13 protein-coding genes are annotated in these 14,133 nt (G+C 73.3%); 8 read left to right on the top strand and 5 right to left on the bottom strand.

Annotated features, from left to right (window positions below):
- Window positions 1-5 precede the first annotated feature (5 nt).
- The 3 genes from AC3IX6_RS36405 to AC3IX6_RS36395 all read right to left on the bottom strand — a co-directional run bounded on the left by AC3IX6_RS36405 (window position 6) and on the right by AC3IX6_RS36395 (window position 3,302).
- Window positions 6-827, bottom strand: coding sequence for an ABC transporter permease (locus AC3IX6_RS36405; RefSeq protein WP_489367553.1), 822 nt, complete (start codon window positions 825-827; stop codon window positions 6-8).
- Window positions 828-930: 103 nt separating this feature from the next.
- The gene (locus tag AC3IX6_RS36400) at window positions 931-2,061 is read right to left on the bottom strand and encodes a polyamine ABC transporter substrate-binding protein (protein ID WP_489367551.1); all 1,131 of its coding nucleotides are present in this window, start codon (window positions 2,059-2,061) and stop codon (window positions 931-933) included.
- A gap of 53 nt (window positions 2,062-2,114) precedes the next feature.
- A complete protein-coding gene (locus AC3IX6_RS36395) occupies window positions 2,115-3,302 on the bottom strand; it encodes an aromatic ring-hydroxylating oxygenase subunit alpha (protein WP_489367550.1) in 1,188 nt (395 codons plus the stop codon).
- 415 nt (window positions 3,303-3,717) lie between these two features.
- On the opposite strand from AC3IX6_RS36395, the gene AC3IX6_RS36390 reads away from it, so the two are divergent.
- The 8 genes from AC3IX6_RS36390 to AC3IX6_RS36355 all read left to right on the top strand — a co-directional run bounded on the left by AC3IX6_RS36390 (window position 3,718) and on the right by AC3IX6_RS36355 (window position 11,940).
- Window positions 3,718-4,176, top strand: a complete 459-nt coding sequence (locus AC3IX6_RS36390) for a hypothetical protein (RefSeq protein WP_489367549.1) — start codon at window positions 3,718-3,720, stop codon at window positions 4,174-4,176.
- Entirely contained in the window at window positions 4,173-5,489 is a 1,317-nt protein-coding gene (locus AC3IX6_RS36385) for an NADH-ubiquinone oxidoreductase-F iron-sulfur binding region domain-containing protein (RefSeq protein WP_489367548.1), read from the top strand. Before AC3IX6_RS36390 ends, AC3IX6_RS36385 begins: the two co-directional genes overlap by 4 nt.
- Entirely contained in the window at window positions 5,486-5,677 is a 192-nt protein-coding gene (locus AC3IX6_RS36380; RefSeq protein ID WP_267041223.1) for a ferredoxin, read from the top strand. The genes AC3IX6_RS36385 and AC3IX6_RS36380 overlap by 4 nt, the downstream gene beginning before the upstream one ends.
- Window position 5,678: 1 nt before the next feature.
- On the top strand, window positions 5,679-7,754 hold the full coding sequence (locus AC3IX6_RS36375; protein ID WP_489367547.1) for an acetate--CoA ligase family protein: 2,076 nt from the start codon (window positions 5,679-5,681) through the stop codon (window positions 7,752-7,754).
- 67 nt (window positions 7,755-7,821) lie between these two features.
- Entirely contained in the window at window positions 7,822-8,997 is a 1,176-nt protein-coding gene (locus tag AC3IX6_RS36370; protein WP_489367546.1) for an acyl-CoA dehydrogenase family protein, read from the top strand.
- A gap of 65 nt (window positions 8,998-9,062) precedes the next feature.
- On the top strand, window positions 9,063-10,238 hold the full coding sequence (locus AC3IX6_RS36365) for an acyl-CoA dehydrogenase family protein (protein WP_489367544.1): 1,176 nt from the start codon (window positions 9,063-9,065) through the stop codon (window positions 10,236-10,238).
- A gap of 70 nt (window positions 10,239-10,308) precedes the next feature.
- Window positions 10,309-11,169 carry a 3-hydroxybutyryl-CoA dehydrogenase gene (locus tag AC3IX6_RS36360; protein ID WP_489367543.1) on the top strand — a complete coding sequence of 287 codons (861 nt, stop codon included), beginning with the start codon at window positions 10,309-10,311 and terminating at the stop codon, window positions 11,167-11,169.
- Window positions 11,170-11,304: 135 nt separating this feature from the next.
- The gene (locus AC3IX6_RS36355; RefSeq protein WP_489367542.1) at window positions 11,305-11,940 is read left to right on the top strand and encodes a TetR/AcrR family transcriptional regulator; all 636 of its coding nucleotides are present in this window, start codon (window positions 11,305-11,307) and stop codon (window positions 11,938-11,940) included.
- 56 nt (window positions 11,941-11,996) lie between these two features.
- Here the strand turns inward: AC3IX6_RS36355 and AC3IX6_RS36350 are convergent, their stop codons facing one another.
- Together AC3IX6_RS36350 and AC3IX6_RS36345 are read right to left on the bottom strand one after the other, a co-directional pair.
- A complete protein-coding gene (locus AC3IX6_RS36350) occupies window positions 11,997-13,400 on the bottom strand; it encodes a sensor histidine kinase (RefSeq protein WP_489367541.1) in 1,404 nt (467 codons plus the stop codon).
- The gene (locus AC3IX6_RS36345) at window positions 13,397-14,128 is read right to left on the bottom strand and encodes a response regulator transcription factor (protein WP_489367540.1); all 732 of its coding nucleotides are present in this window, start codon (window positions 14,126-14,128) and stop codon (window positions 13,397-13,399) included. Before AC3IX6_RS36345 ends, AC3IX6_RS36350 begins: the two co-directional genes overlap by 4 nt.
- Window positions 14,129-14,133: the final 5 nt, after the last annotated feature.

Raw genomic sequence — 14,133 nt, 5'->3', positions numbered from 1 at the left:
CGGGCTCATCGGACCGCCTCCGCCTCGTCCTTGCGGGTGCGCCTCAGGTAGCCGAGCATCCCGAGGAGCAGGACCGCCATCAGCAGGATGGTCAGGGCCGAGCCGAGCGGCCAGTTCTGGCCCTGGAAGAACTTGTCCTGGATCAGGTTGCCGATCATGATCTGGTCGGGGCCTCCCATGAGCTGGGCGCTGACGAAGTCGCCCATGGCGGGCAGGAAGACGAGGACGCAGCCGGCGGCCGCGCCCTGGCGGGTGGCGGGCACGGTGACGAAGAGGAAGGTCCTCAAGGGGCCGCCGTAGAGGTCGCGTCCGGCCTCGATGAGCGAGGTGTCCATGCGCTCCATGGCCGCGTACAACGGGATGATCATGAAGACGACGAAGCCGTACACGAGTCCGGCGATGACCCCCGGGGCGGTCTGGAGGATCTTGGTGTCGCCGTCGGCGAGGCCGATCGCGCGCAGGGCCTTCAGCACCGGCCCGTCGTCGGAGAGCACCACGGACCAGCCGTACATCCGTACCAGGTAGTTGGCGAAGAACGGGACGACGATCGCGGCGATCAGCAGGCTCTTGAAGCGGCCGCCGCGCAGGGCGATGGCGTAGGCGACGGGGTAGGCCACGGCCAGGCAGATGAGGCAGGTGATCAGCGCGTAGCCGAGCGAGCGGAGCAGGACGGTGCGGTAGGCCGGATCGGCGAGCGCGGCGAAGTTCTCGAAGTTGAGCCCGAAGCGCGGGTTTCCGAGCGGGTCGGTGGTGCCCAGGGAGAGCGTGGCCACCAGGAGCAGGGAGGCGAGGAGGAACCCGGTCATCCACAGGGTGCCGGGGAGCATGAACCAGGTCCACAGCCGCGCCTCCTTCCCGGCCCGTCCCCTGCGCGGCGGACGGGGCGCGAGGGATCGGTCCCGCGGACCCGGGAGATCAGGTCGTGGCATGTCAGCCGGCCTTCACATCGGTCCAGGCGGCGTCGCGGTGCTGCTCGCCCTTCGCCGTGCCGTTGCGGAAGTAGAGGTCGTCCTTGAGGTCGGCCGCCGTCACCTGGCACTGGGGGAACGGCTCCACGAGCGCGGTGTAGGTGTCCTCGCTGCCGCGGACCGGCATGGGGTAGCCGATGTACTCGATGTTCTTCTTCACGTTCTCGGGGCGGAGCATGTAGTCGATGAAGAGCATCGCGGTTCCGGGGTGCTGCGCGTTGGCGGGGATCGCGTAGCAGTCGGAGTTGAGGGGGGCGCCCTCACGGGCGACCTCGAAGCCGAAGACGGCGGGATCCTCGGCCTGGGCGAGCATGGCGGCCATGTCCCCGCTCCACGCCTGTGTCATGTCGGCGTTGCCGTTGAGCAGGTTGTTGTAGCTGTCGCTGGAGAAGCCGCGCAGGCGGGGGCGGAGCGAGCGCAGGGTGTCGGTGACGCGCGCGAGGTCGTCCTGGTCGTCGGTGGTGAGGCCGAGGCCGAGCTTGAGCGCGCCCATGCCGAGCACCTCGTCGCGGTCGTCGAGCACGAAGACCTTGCCCTTGGCCTGTTCGTTCCACAGGTCGTCCCAGGAACCGGTCAGGTCACCGAGCCGGTCGCGGCGCCAGCCGATGCCGGTCTTGTACATGGTGAAGGGCACGGTGTGCCGGGAGCGGGGGTCGTACCAGGGGTCGGCGAAGTAGTCGTAGCCGGCGAACACGGCCTCGGCGTTCTTCAGCCGGGTGTGGTCGATGGCCCGCAGCTTCCCGCCGGCGGCGAGGCGCTGGGACCATTTCGCCGTGGGGAAGATGATGTCGTACTGGTTCCCGGAGTTGAGCTTGGCGGCCATGCCTTCCATCGAGTCGAAGTTCGACTGGACGACCTTGACGCCGTACTCCTTCTCGAAGCCTTCGAAGACGGCCGGGTCGACGAAGTCGGCCCAGTTGAAGTAGACGAGGTCGCCGTCGACCTTGACGTCGATCGGCGTCTGCGCGGTCGCTCGTCCGGCCGGGTCGTCACCGGAGGCGAACCCGCAGCCGGCCGCCGTGAGGCCGAGTGCGGCGGCGGTGCCGGCGCGGAGGAGGGAGCGTCTGGACAGGGAGCGTGCCTCGGGGGACATGCGGGGTCCTCTCCGTAGGGGGCCTGGGTAACAAAGGGAGACTCGGGCTCGGTTCAGTGCTCGGCGCCGGCCGGGCCGGGATCCGCGACGGCGTCCAGGTCCGCCCGGATGCGGCCGGCGAACCAGCCGACCGCCGCCTCGCGGCGGGACAGCGGGCCGGGCTCGAAGCCGGGGGTGGAGAGCCCCTGCTGCACGCGGGCGACCAGCTCGACGTCCTCGTCGTTGGTGATCCAGCCGATGTGGATGTTCAGGCGGCGGGCGATGCGGGTGCGCAGGCTCGTGCCGCGCCGGGTGTAGAACGCGCCGGGGACGGCGACCCGGTCCACCGCCGTCGGGATCGCGGTCCAGGCCAGGACGTGGTCGGGGTAGAAGTCGATGAGGGTGTTCGGGTAGATGACCGCGTACCGCCAGACCCGCCGGTCGGCTTCGGTGAGGCCGGGCATGGGTGCGGCGATGCGCTGGTAGAGGCGTTCGGCCCAGTTCGAGGACGGCTTGTCCCGCAGGGGCGAGGCGAACAGGGCGTAGGACTCCTGGATCTCGCAGGTGTAGCCCTGGTAGTCGAGCAGCCGCATCAGCCCCGGGTGGGCCACCGGTACGTGGTAGCCCTCCAGGTAATTGTCGACCGTCACCTTCCAGTTGGCCTCCTGTACCTCGGCCGCGGCCAGGTCGTGGATCCGGGCGCGGCCGACCGGTACCAGGCCGGCCCCGGCGTAGTGGCCCACGGCCCCGGCGAGCCCGGCGCATTGCTGGGCCAGGGGCACGGCGTCGGGGTCGAGGTTGACGAACACGAACCCGAGGAAGGATTCGACGCGGGCCGGGAGCAGGCCGAGCGCGGGCTTGTCCAGGCAGGGGATCTGCCGCGCCTCCGGGGCTCCGACCAGGCTTCCGTCGAGGCGGTAGGTCCAGCCGTGGTAGGGGCAGCGGATCGCTTTGCCGGCCGGTTCGGGGGCGGTGACCAGGCGCGTTCCGCGGTGGCGGCACACGTTGAGGTGGGCGGCGAGGGCGCCGTCCTCGGTGCGGACGACGAGTACCTCGCGGCCCGCGACGGTGGCGGCGAGCCGGGCGCCCGGGTTCGGCAGGTCGGACTCGTGGCAGACGAGCTGCCAGGACTTGGCGAAGACGTGCCGGATCTCCTCGGCGGCGACATCGGGATCGGTGTAGTGGCGGGCTGACAGGGCGGGCCCGGGAACGTGCGGGACCGGCTGGTCGGCCGGGGGCTTCTCGGGGGCTCTGGAGTGCATCGGGTGACTCCTCCGTACCGGCGGTGCGGCGATCGGTCTCGGCGAGGGGCAGCGAGACGACCCGGCGGCGGGCAGCGGGCCGGGGCGGACGCCGAGGCCTTGCTGACCGATTGGACAGTCAGATTGCTGGCTGATTTCCGCTGGGTCAAGACTTGTACGCTGACCGATCGGTCAGCTAGCGTAATTCTCGTCGCCGCACCGGAGTTCACCCTCTTCTGAGCCTTTTGTCCGGCCGGATGCAGCCCCGCCGCCCTGGCATCCGCCCGGGCTCGCACTCCCTCTCCTCCCCCTCCCTCTCCATCTCCCGCCGCGCGCCATCGGCGTCCCTGCGGTGAGCCCCGGGCATCCCCGCACCGCCCCCGGCTCCCGGCACGGCCCGGTCGCCACGGCGCCCCCACTCCTCCCGGAGGCACGCATGAGCGGTCGTCGGCGTCTGGACTGGCTCGGGCTCACCCCCGAACCGGAGCGGGAACTGCCCGCTGCGGTCGCCGCCCTGCGCGCTTCCTCACCCACCGAGCCCGATCCTCCACCCGCTCCCCCACCCGTTCCCCCACCCAGTCCCCCACCCGCACCGCCGCCCGAGCTGGTCGCCTCCGAGCGACGCCGCCTGGAGCGCCTGATCCTGCGGGGCAGCCGGCGCGACTGGCTGCGCTACCTGGCCGAGGTCGCCGCACTGGTGACCGCCGTGGCCGGCGGCCACGGGCAGGGCGACCGCGCGGCCGCCCTGCTCGCCGGCGAGGTGGTCCTCGACCACCACCGCATGCTCATCGGCCTCCCGGGAACGGGATACGCCCGCACCGCCGGGGACCGCACCGCGCTCGAGAGCGCCGTACGGACCCTGCGCGCCAACCCCCGGACAGGAAGCAGCCGATGACCACCATCCGATTCCCGACGGGGCGGCCACCCGGCTCCGTGCTCGGCGCCGTGCCGGGCACGGCGGAAGACGTCGAGGCGTACCTCGCCACCGGCGGCTACGCCGACGCCACCGGCCCGGACGAACTGCTGCGCCACCTCGCCGCATCCGGTCTGCGCGGGCGCGGCGGGGCCGGCTTCCCGGCCGCCGTCAAGCTGCGTGCCGTCCGCGAGGGCGGCGGCGTCCCGGTGGTGGTGGCGAACGGCGAGGAGGGCGAGCCCGGTTCGGTCAAGGACCGCTGGCTGCTGCGGGCCAGGCCCCATCTGGTCCTCGACGGCCTCGCCCGCGCCGCCGCGGTCACCGGCGCCGTACGCGGCTACGTCTACCTCTCGGACCCGGTGGCCGCCGACCGCGTCCGCCGGGCCCTCTCCGAACGGGAACCGTGCCTGCCCGTCGAAGTCGTCGTGACCGCCCACACCTACGTCGCCGGGGAGGAGAGCGCGGTGGTCCGCCGGATCGACGGCGGGCCGGCCCTGCCCACGGCCAAGCCGCCCCGCCCCTTCGAGCGCGGTGTCGGCGGTGCGCCGACCCTGGTCTCCAACGTCGAGACGCTCGCCCGCATCGCCCTCACCGCCACCCGTCCCGGCCTGCGGCAGCCGATCGCCCGCTCCACCCTGGTCACCCTGTCCGGCGGGAGCGCGACCCCCGTCCTCACCGAGGTCCCCTACGGAGTCCCCCTGCGCGCGCTGGCCGCCGAGCTCGGCGTTCCGGACGCGGCCGGGGCCCTGATGGGCGGCCTGTTCGGCGGACTCGTCGACGCCCGCGCCCTGGACCTCCCCCTCGAACCCGGCGCGCTCGCGGCGGCGGACACGGCACTGGGCTGCGGAGCGATCCGCTTCCTCGCCGCCGGGGCCTGCCCGGTGGGCACCGCCGCCGACGCGGTCGGCCACCTCGCGGCGGAGAGCGCGCGGCAGTGCGGGGTCTGCGTCTCGGGCACCGCGGCCGTCCGCGACGCCGTGTACGCCCTCGCCTCGGGGACCGCCGGCCCCGACACCCTCACCCACCTGGACCGGTGGTCGCGCGGCCTGCCCGGGCGCGGCGCGTGCGGCCTGCTCGACGCCGCCGCGGGCCTGGCCCGCAGCCTCCTGCGCGCCTTCCCCGAACTCGTCCGCTCCCACCTGCACGCACCCTGTCCCGGCTGCGCCACCGCCTCCTCGCCCGCGGGCGGTCACGGGAGCCGCCTCGCCGTGGCCGTACCGGACGTCGCCGACGCGGCCGACGCGGCCGACGACCGGACCGGAGCCCGCCTGCCCGCCCTGAAGGGAACACCGTGAAACTCCTGCTGGACTCCACCCGCTGCCAGGGCTACGGACTGTGCCAGGAACACGCACCCCACCTGGTCGAACTCGACGAGTGGGGCTACGCGAAGGTCCTCTCCGTCACCGTCCCGCCCGGCGCCGAGGAAGCGGCGCGCGCCTGCGCCGAGAGCTGCCCCAACTCCGCGCTCCGAGTGGAGAAGTGACATGGAACGTGATCTGAGCGCTCTCTTCGACCCCCGCTCGGTCGCCGTGGTCGGCGCCAGCGACGACCCGGCGAAGTACGGCCACGCGGTGGCCTCGCAGGCCCTGCGCGCCGACGGGCGGCGCCCGGTGCACCTGGTGAACCGGCGCGGCGGCACCGTCCTCGGCAGACGGGCGGCCCCGTCCCTCACCGCGATCGGCGAACCCGTCGAACTGGTGGTGATCTCGGTCCCCGGCAGCGGCTTCGAGGCCGCCGTGGAAGAGGCCCTGGCCTGCGGGGCGAAGGCGATCGTCGGCATCACCGCGGGCTTCGCCGAGGCCGGCCCGGCGGGAGCGGCCCGCCAGCGCGCGGTCGTCGCCCGGGTCCGGGCGGCCGGAGCCGTGCTCGTCGGACCCAACTGTCTGGGCATCGCCGACAACACGACCGAGCTGTACCTCGCCTCGGACCGTTTCGCACCCGGCGGCGTCGCCCTGCTGAGCCAGAGCGGCAACCTCGCACTCGAACTCCAGCTCCGCGGAACTCCGCACGGGCTGGGCTTCTCCCGGTTCGTCTCCCTCGGCAACCAGGCCGACGTCACCCTCGTCGACCTCGTCGAGGACTGCGCCCGCCACGAGGCCACCACCGCGATCGCCGTGTACGCCGAGGACTTCGGCGACGGCAGGGCCTTCGCCGGGGCCGCCGCCGCGGCGGGCAAACCGGTGGTCCTGCTCACCGCCGGGCGCGGCTCCGCCTCGGCCCGCAGCGCCCGGTCGCACACCGGGGCGCTCACCACCTCGGCCGATGTCGTGGCCGCCGCCTGCCGCGACGCGGGGGTGGAACTCGTGCGCACGCCGCGGGAGATGACCGTCGTCCTGGCCGCCGTGAGCAGCCGCCCCGGGGCTCGTACGGGAGGAAGGCGGACCGCGGTCTTCACCGACGGCGGCGGCCACGGGGCGATCGCGGCGGACGCCGCCGAGGACGCCGGGCTGGAGGTGCCGGAGCTCGCCGAGGCGACCCAGGCAGGACTGCGCACCGTGTTGTGGCAGCAGTCGGCGGTCGCCAATCCGGTCGACCTGGCGGGGAGGGGCGAGCAGGAGCCCCTGTCGTACGCCGACACGGTCGGGCACCTGCTCGCCGCCGACGAGGTCGACGCCGTCCTGATGACGGGGTACTTCGGCGGGTACGCGGCGTCCGAGGGCGGCCTGGGCGGCGGGCAGGCGGGCGGCTCCTCGCTCGCGGAGGGCGAGACCCGGGCCGCCGAGAAGATCGTCGCGCACGTCGCGGGATCGGCGAAGCCCCTGGTGGTGCAGTCGATGTATCCGGGGTCGCCGAGCTGCCGGATCCTGGCCGGGGCCGGGATACCGGTGTTCGCCGCCACCGAGGACGCCGCCCGCGCGCTGTCGGCGATGGCCGGCCGCGCGGCGGGTTCCGCACCGGGGCTCCCCTCGCCGCCCGCCGCCGCAGCGCCGCTGCGGGATGTGGGGTACCACGGGGTACGCGCACTGCTCGGCGCCGCCGGAGTGCCGTTCCCGGCCGCCCGTGAGGTCACCGACGAGGCCGGAGTGCTGGCCGCGGCCGGGGAGTTCGAGGGCCCGTACGTGCTGAAGGCCCTGCACCTCCTGCACAAGTCCGATGCGGGTGGCGTGGCGCTGCGCCTCGCGGACCGGGACGCGCTCCTCGCCGCCTACCGGGACATGCGCGCCCGGCTCGGCGCCGGCTCGTACTCGGTCGAGGCGATGGCGGACCTCTCGGACGGCATCGAGCTGATCGTGGGCGTGAACCGCGACCCCCGCTTCGGACCGGTGGCCATGGTCGGGCTCGGCGGGGTCCTCACCGAGACCCTGCGCGACGTGGCCTTCGCGCTGGCTCCCGTACCGGCGCGGCGGGCCGAGGAGCTGCTGCGGGGGCTGCGGACCGCCGCCCTGCTCGCTGGTGTCCGCGGCAGGCCGGCCGTGGACGTGGCCGCCGCGGCGGCCGTGATCGAACGGATCACGACGGTGGCCGCCGCGCATCCGGAGATCGCGGAGCTGGAGGTCAACCCCTTGCTGGTCCGCCCGGACGGCGCCCTGGCGCTGGACGCACGAGCCGTCCTGGTCTGACCCCGTACCGCCCTCCCTCACCCCAAGTCCCCCCTTCCTCACGACCCTTCCACCCACGGAGCACGCCTTGGACTTCCGCTACACGCCCGAGCAGGCCGACCTCAAGGCCCGCGCCGCCGCCTACGCACACCTCCTGATGGGGTACGAGGACCAGTCCGAGCAAGCGGGCGGCCCGCTGCCCGCCGCGACGGTCCGCGAACTGACCCGCGCCGCCATGGACGCCGGCGTCTACGCGATCAACATGCCCGCCGCCTGGGGCGGGGCCGGCCTGTCCCTGCTGGACCAGGTCATCGTCGAGGAGGAGTTCGGCAAGGTCACCAACTGTCTCTGGGACATCCCCTGGCGGCCCGCGAACGTCCTCGCCCACGGCACGGAGGCGCAGCGCGAGAAGTACCTCCTCCCCGTCATCCGGGGCGAGCGGTTCGACGCGTTCGCGGTCACCGAACCCGGGGCCGGCTCGGACCCCGGCTCGTGCACGAGCACCGCGACCCGCACCGGGGGCGGCTGGCTGCTGAACGGCGAGAAGTGGTTCGTCACCTGCGGTGACATCGCCGACTTCCTGCTGGTGCAGGCCGATGCGGGCCCGGAGCGGGCCGCGACCCTGTTCTTCGTGGACAAGGGGGCGGCGGGCGTCGAGATGACCCGGGTCCCCCGGTTCATGCACTCCGCGGTGAACGGGCATCCCGAGTTCACCTTCACCGACGTCTTCGTCGCCGACGAGGACGTGCTCGGCGGTGTCGGCAACGGCTACGAGCTGACGAAGGAGTGGTTCACCGACGAGCGGCTGATGATCGCGGCCCGGACCGTCGGTGCGGCCGAGCGGGCCCTGGAACTCGCCCGCGACTGGGCGGTCGGGCGCCGCCAGTTCGGGTCCCCCATCGCCGACTTCCAGCTGATCCAGGGCATGCTCGCCGACTGCGCCGTGGACATCGCCGTCAACCGCGCCTACACCCACCAGGTCGCCTGGGAAGCCGACCGGCCGCACACCGACCCCAAGACCCTGCACGCCAAGGCGTCCACGGCCAAGCTCGCCGCGAGCGAGGCCGCGGGACGGGTCATCGACCGGTGCGTGCAGATCTTCGGCGGCCGCGGCTACGACCGCTCGTACCCCGTCGAGCGGATGTACCGGGAACTGCGCGTCGACCGGATCTGGGAGGGCACCTCCGAGATCCAGCGCCTGATCATCGCGAACGAACTCGTCAAACGGGGTACGCGGGCACTCGCGCTGCCCGGCCGCACCTGACGGGCCCCCTTCACCGCCACCGCCACCACCTGCCCCTCCACCACGATCACGAGGACGAACACCCCATGGACTTCCGCCTCACCGCCCGTCAGGAAGAGCTCCGCGACTCGGCGCGCGCCCTCACCGGGTTCATCACGAAGTACGAGCTCGACTGCGAGGAGAACAACGGCCTGCCCCCGCAGGCCCACACCGAGATCCGCGACGCCGTCCTCGACAGCGGCCTCCAGGCCGTCAACATGCCCGTGGAATGGGGCGGCGCCGGCCTGAGCATCCTGGAGCAGGTCACCGTCCAGGCCGAACTGGGACGGCTCACCGGCGCCCTGTGGGACATGGTGTGGCGTCCGGCCAACGCCCTGTCCTTCTGCACGCCGGAGCAGCGCGAGCGGTACCTCGTCCCGGTGATCCGGGGACAGCGCCGCGACTGCTACGCGGTCAGCGAGCCCGAGGCCGGCTCCGACCCGCAGAGCCTGCGGACCACGGCGACGCGGGCCGGGGACGGCGGCTGGGTGCTGAACGGCGAGAAGTGGTTCGTCACCGTGGGCGACCACGCCGACTTCATGATCGTGCTCGCGGCCGCCGGGGAGGAGCGGGCACCGACCCTGTTCCTCGTCGACAAGGACACCCCGGGCATCGAGATGACCCGGGTGCCGCGCTGGATGCACACCTTCGTCTACGAGCACCCCGAGTTCACCTTCACCGATGTCCGGCTGCCCGCGGACGCCGTGCTCGGGGAGGTGGGCACCGGCTACGACATCACCCGTTCCTGGTTCACCGAGGAACGGCTGATGATCGCCGCGCGCACGATCGGAGCGGCGGAGCGGGCCCTGGAACTCGCCCGGGACTGGGCGGTCGAGCGGCGCCAGTTCGGCTCCCCCATCGCCGACTTCCAGCTGATCCAGGGCATGCTCGCCGACTGCGCCGTCGACATCGCCGTCAACCGCGCCTACACCCACCAGGTCGCCTGGGAGGTCGACGAGGGCGCCCTCGACCGCAAGACGCTGCACGCGAAGGCGGCCATCGCCAAGCTGTCGGCGAGCGAGGCGTCGGGCCGGGTCGTCGACCGCTGCCTGCAGATCTTCGGCGGCCGCGGCTACGACCGCTCGTACCCCGTCGAACGGCTCTACCGCGAACTGCGCGTCGACCGGATCTGGGAGGGCACCTCCGAGATCCAGCGCCTGATCATCGCGGGCGAACTCGTCAAGCGCGGCACGGGCGTGCTGCGGATGCCGTCGGCCGGGTGACCTCCGCGGGCGAGGCATCCGACGGATCCGCCGCATCCACCGCATACGCAGCGTCCGAAGGGGGAGGCCGATGACCGATGTCGAACGCGTCGGGATCGTGGGGTGCGGCCTGATGGGCTCCGGCATCGCCGAGGTCTGTGCCCGCGCCGGACGCGACGTGGTGGTCGTGGAGACGAGCCGGGCGGCCGCGGACGCCGGCCTGGAGCGGATCACCCGTTCCCTGGCCCGGGCCGCGGCCGCCGGGAAGCTGACCGACGCCGAACGTGAGGCGGCGGCGGGCCGGATCGCGATGACCACGGACATGGAGGCGATGGCGGACCGGGACCTCGTGATCGAGGCGGTGGCCGAGGACGAGCGGGCGAAGCTGGAGGTCTTCGCCCGGCTCGACCGGACCGTCGGGCGCCGGGACGCGGTGCTCGCGACGAACACCTCCTCCATCCCGGTCATCCGGCTGGCGGCGGCCACGTCGCGGCCCGGGCAGGTCGTCGGCCTCCACTTCTTCCAGCCCGTCCCGGTGCTCGCCCTGGTGGAACTGGTGCCCTCCCTGCTCACCTCCCCGGAAACCCTCCGGCGCGCACGGGAGTTCGCCTCCGGCGTGCTCGGCAAGCAGGTCGTCCACGCCGAGGACCGGGCCGGGTTCGTGGTGAACGCGCTCCTCGTTCCGTACCTGCTGGCCGCCGTACGGATGGCCGCGGCGCGGACCGCGTCGGCCGAGGACATCGACCGGGCCATGACCCTGGGGTGCGCGCACCCGCTCGGTCCGCTGGCCCTGGCCGATCTCATCGGGCTGGACACCGTCCAGGCCATCGCCCGGTCGATGTACGCGGAGTACCGGGAGCCGCTGTACGCCCCGCCGCCGCTGCTGGCCCGGATGGTGGACGCGGGCCTGCTCGGCCGCAAGACCGGCCGGGGGTTCCACACCTATTCCTGACCGCGGTGTCCCGGCGGCCCGGGACCGCCCGGATCCCCCATGCGCGAGGATGGGGGTTCGGCGGGCCGGGCCGCCGGGGCCTTCCGCCCACCCACGCACCCGATCCGACGGGTGCCGACACGGGGAGCAGCCAACGTGACCAAGGCCGAGCGCGCACTCGAAACGCGGGAGCGAATCCTTAACGCGGCGTGCGAAGTGATCGCCGACATCGGTTTCGAGCACGTCAGCATGCGCAAGGTCGCCGAGCACGCCGGTGTCTCGAAGGCCCTGCTCCACTACCACTTCGACACCCGCGAGAAGCTCTTCGCCGAGGCGATGACGCACTCCTTCGCCAAGACCGGCACGGACACCGGCAGCGAGGACGATTCGCTCCCGGCCGCCGTCGTCCTGGCCCGGATCGTACGGAGCATGCTGCCCACGGACGCCGAGCTCCGCCAGGACTGGAAGCTCTGGCAGGAGCTGTGGGTGCGCGCCCTGCGCGACGGCACGGCCCGGGACCTCGCCGTCGACCTGTACGACCAGCTGCACGCGTGGGTGGCCGGGGTCGTGGAACGGGGCATCGCTTCCGGCGAGTTCACCGACTGCGACGTCACCGAGGTGGGCACGCTGGTGCTGGCGCTGTGCGACGGCCTCGGCAACCGTCTGATGCTGGAGGACCCCCGCATCGACCTCGCCACGGCCCAGTCGACGATCTGGCGGGCGATCGCGCCGGCCCTCGGGATCGCCCCGGTCTTCCCCGAGGTCGCGCCGGAGGTTTCACCGGCGGCCTGAGAGGTCGCGCCGGAGGTTTCCCCCGGCCGTCCGACCGCGCGGCCCGTACCGGTCCTTCACCGGCCGCGCGGCCATCCCGTACGCCTCCGGGAGCCGCGCGGGGCGCGCCCGGACGGCAGGGGTGCGGCCAGGCCGAAGACGACGGTGATCCGGGCGCCGCCGCGGGAGCCGCGGGCGATGCGCACCGAGCCGCCGGTGACGGACCCGGCCCTGTGGGCGATGTCCAGGCCGAGGCCCGAGGAACCGGTGCTGCTTCCGCGGGAGAGTGCCTGGTCCGGTTCGGGGATGCCGGGACCCTCGTCCTCCACGACCAGCTCCACGGCCTGGGCGGTACGGGCGACGCGCACGGCGAACGCGGTGCCGGGCGGGGTGTGCCGGAAGACGTTGCCGATGAGCGCGTCCACCACGGCGGCGACATCGTCTTCGGAGAGGCCGACGGCCGCGGGCTCCTGGGTGAGGTCGAGGGAGCAGGGACGGTTCTGCTGCTCCGCCAGGACCGCCCAGAAGGCGGTCCGGTGGCGCACGACGTCCGCCGCCTCGCAGCGAGGGCCGGCCGGTCCCGGGTTCGTGGCGTGGTGTGCCGTGCCCGTCTCCGGGCCGAGCATGCCCTGACCCATCGGGCCCACGGCGAGCGGGGTGCGGGCCGCGGTGATGATGGCCCGGAGTTCCGTTTCCAGGGCGCACACGGCGGCCTCGACCCTGGCCGACTCCGGTGAGCCGGCCATGCGTTCCGTGGCCAGGTGCAGGGCGGTCAGCGGGGTGCGCAGCCGGTGGGACAGGTCGGCGACCAGTTCGCGTTCGACGGCGAGCAGTTCGGTCATCCGGTGGGCCATGGTGTTGAAGGCGATGCCGGCCTCGCGCAGTTCCCTGGGTCCCATGGGGTCCACGCGGGCGTCCAGATTGCCCCGGCCCAGGGCCTGGGAGGCGTGGGCGAGCCTCTTGGAGGACCTGACGACCTTCGCGCCGAGCCGGTCGGCGACCAGGACGGAACCGCCGACCAGTCCCACCGCGAGGAGGAGCATGACCGTCCAGGAGGCCGTGACCCCGCGGGTCAGCTCCTCTTCGGGGACGAAGTTCTCGATGACGGCGACCTGGTCCCCGGGCAGCACCACCGGCTGGAGGCAGATCCATCCGCCGGGCATCCGCTGGGAGATGGACTCGCGGCCCTGCTGGGCCCGTTCGAGCAGGGCCGCCGGGGCCCGGGAGGCGCCGAGGGCGGGTTCGTCCGGCAGGTGGACGACCACGTACTCGGCCGCGTCCAGGCTGGCGGCGGATTCCCGCAGGGCGGACGGATCCGTGGTCAGGGCCAGTACGGGGGCCAGGGCGGCGGCCCGCTGCTCGGCCGCGGTGACGCTCTGCTCCTTGACGAGCGACATCACCAGGGCGGCCAGCGGTATGAGGAAGGAGAGGGCGACCATCGAGGTGACGGCGAGCGCCACTCCGGCGAGTGAGCGTCTCACCGCGGCGCCACCAGCTTGATGCCGACGCCGCGGACGGTCAGCAGGTAGCGCGGGGCCGCCGCGCGTTCGCCGAGCTTGCGGCGCAGCGAGGACAGGTGCACGTCGACGGTCTGGTCGTCGACGTAGGGTTCGCGCCAGACCTCGGTCAGCAGCCGCCGTTTGGAGACGACCTGGCCGGTGTGGTGGGCGAGGAAGGCCAGGAGGTCGAACTCGCGGCGGGTGAGCCGCAGCTCGACGCCGGACAGGTGCGCGGTGCGCGCCCCGGGGTCCACCGCGAGCTCGCCCACGGTGGTGGGGCGCAGCGGTTCGGCCGCCGGCGCCGGCCGCGCACCCCGGGCGCCGTGCACGGCATGGGCGGGCGGCAGGTGGTGGGTGCGCCGCAGGACGGCGGAGAGGCGTGCGATGAGCTGTCCCCCGGAGAAGGGTTTGACCAGGTAGTCGTCGGCGCCCGCGTTGAGGAGCCGGATGATTTCGGCTTCGTCGTCGCGGGCGGTGGCCACCAGGACGGGTACGGAGGAGATGCCCCGGATCATGCGCAGTGCGTCTCCTCCGTCCAGATCGGGCAGCCCCAGGTCGAGGACCACCGCGTCGACGGGCGACTGCGTGACCTCGCGCAGGGCGCCGAAACCGTCGCCCGCGCTGCGTACGGCATAGCCGTGCTCCGCCAGGACTTCGATGAGTGACTGGCGGATGCTGGGGTCGTCTTCGACGACCAGGACGCTCGGCATGGGCA

Source organism: Streptomyces sp. GL_141 (assembly GCF_057834385.1).
This window is presented reverse-complemented; position numbering and strand designations above follow the sequence as displayed.

What these genes read in the sequence shown, in the direction of transcription:
- AC3IX6_RS36405 (WP_489367553.1), bottom strand. Translation starts at nt 827, where the DNA reads ATGCTCCCCGGCACCCTGTGGATGACCGGGTTCCTCCTCGCCTCCCTG.
- AC3IX6_RS36400 (WP_489367551.1), bottom strand. Translation starts at nt 2,061, where the DNA reads ATGTCCCCCGAGGCACGCTCCCTGTCCAGACGCTCCCTCCTCCGCGCC.
- AC3IX6_RS36395 (WP_489367550.1), bottom strand. Translation starts at nt 3,302, where the DNA reads ATGCACTCCAGAGCCCCCGAGAAGCCCCCGGCCGACCAGCCGGTCCCG.
- AC3IX6_RS36390 (WP_489367549.1), top strand. Translation starts at nt 3,718, where the DNA reads ATGAGCGGTCGTCGGCGTCTGGACTGGCTCGGGCTCACCCCCGAACCG.
- AC3IX6_RS36385 (WP_489367548.1), top strand. Translation starts at nt 4,173, where the DNA reads ATGACCACCATCCGATTCCCGACGGGGCGGCCACCCGGCTCCGTGCTC.
- AC3IX6_RS36375 (WP_489367547.1), top strand. Translation starts at nt 5,679, where the DNA reads ATGGAACGTGATCTGAGCGCTCTCTTCGACCCCCGCTCGGTCGCCGTG.
- AC3IX6_RS36365 (WP_489367544.1), top strand. Translation starts at nt 9,063, where the DNA reads ATGGACTTCCGCCTCACCGCCCGTCAGGAAGAGCTCCGCGACTCGGCG.
- AC3IX6_RS36360 (WP_489367543.1), top strand. Translation starts at nt 10,309, where the DNA reads ATGACCGATGTCGAACGCGTCGGGATCGTGGGGTGCGGCCTGATGGGC.
- AC3IX6_RS36345 (WP_489367540.1), bottom strand. Translation starts at nt 14,128, where the DNA reads ATGCCGAGCGTCCTGGTCGTCGAAGACGACCCCAGCATCCGCCAGTCA.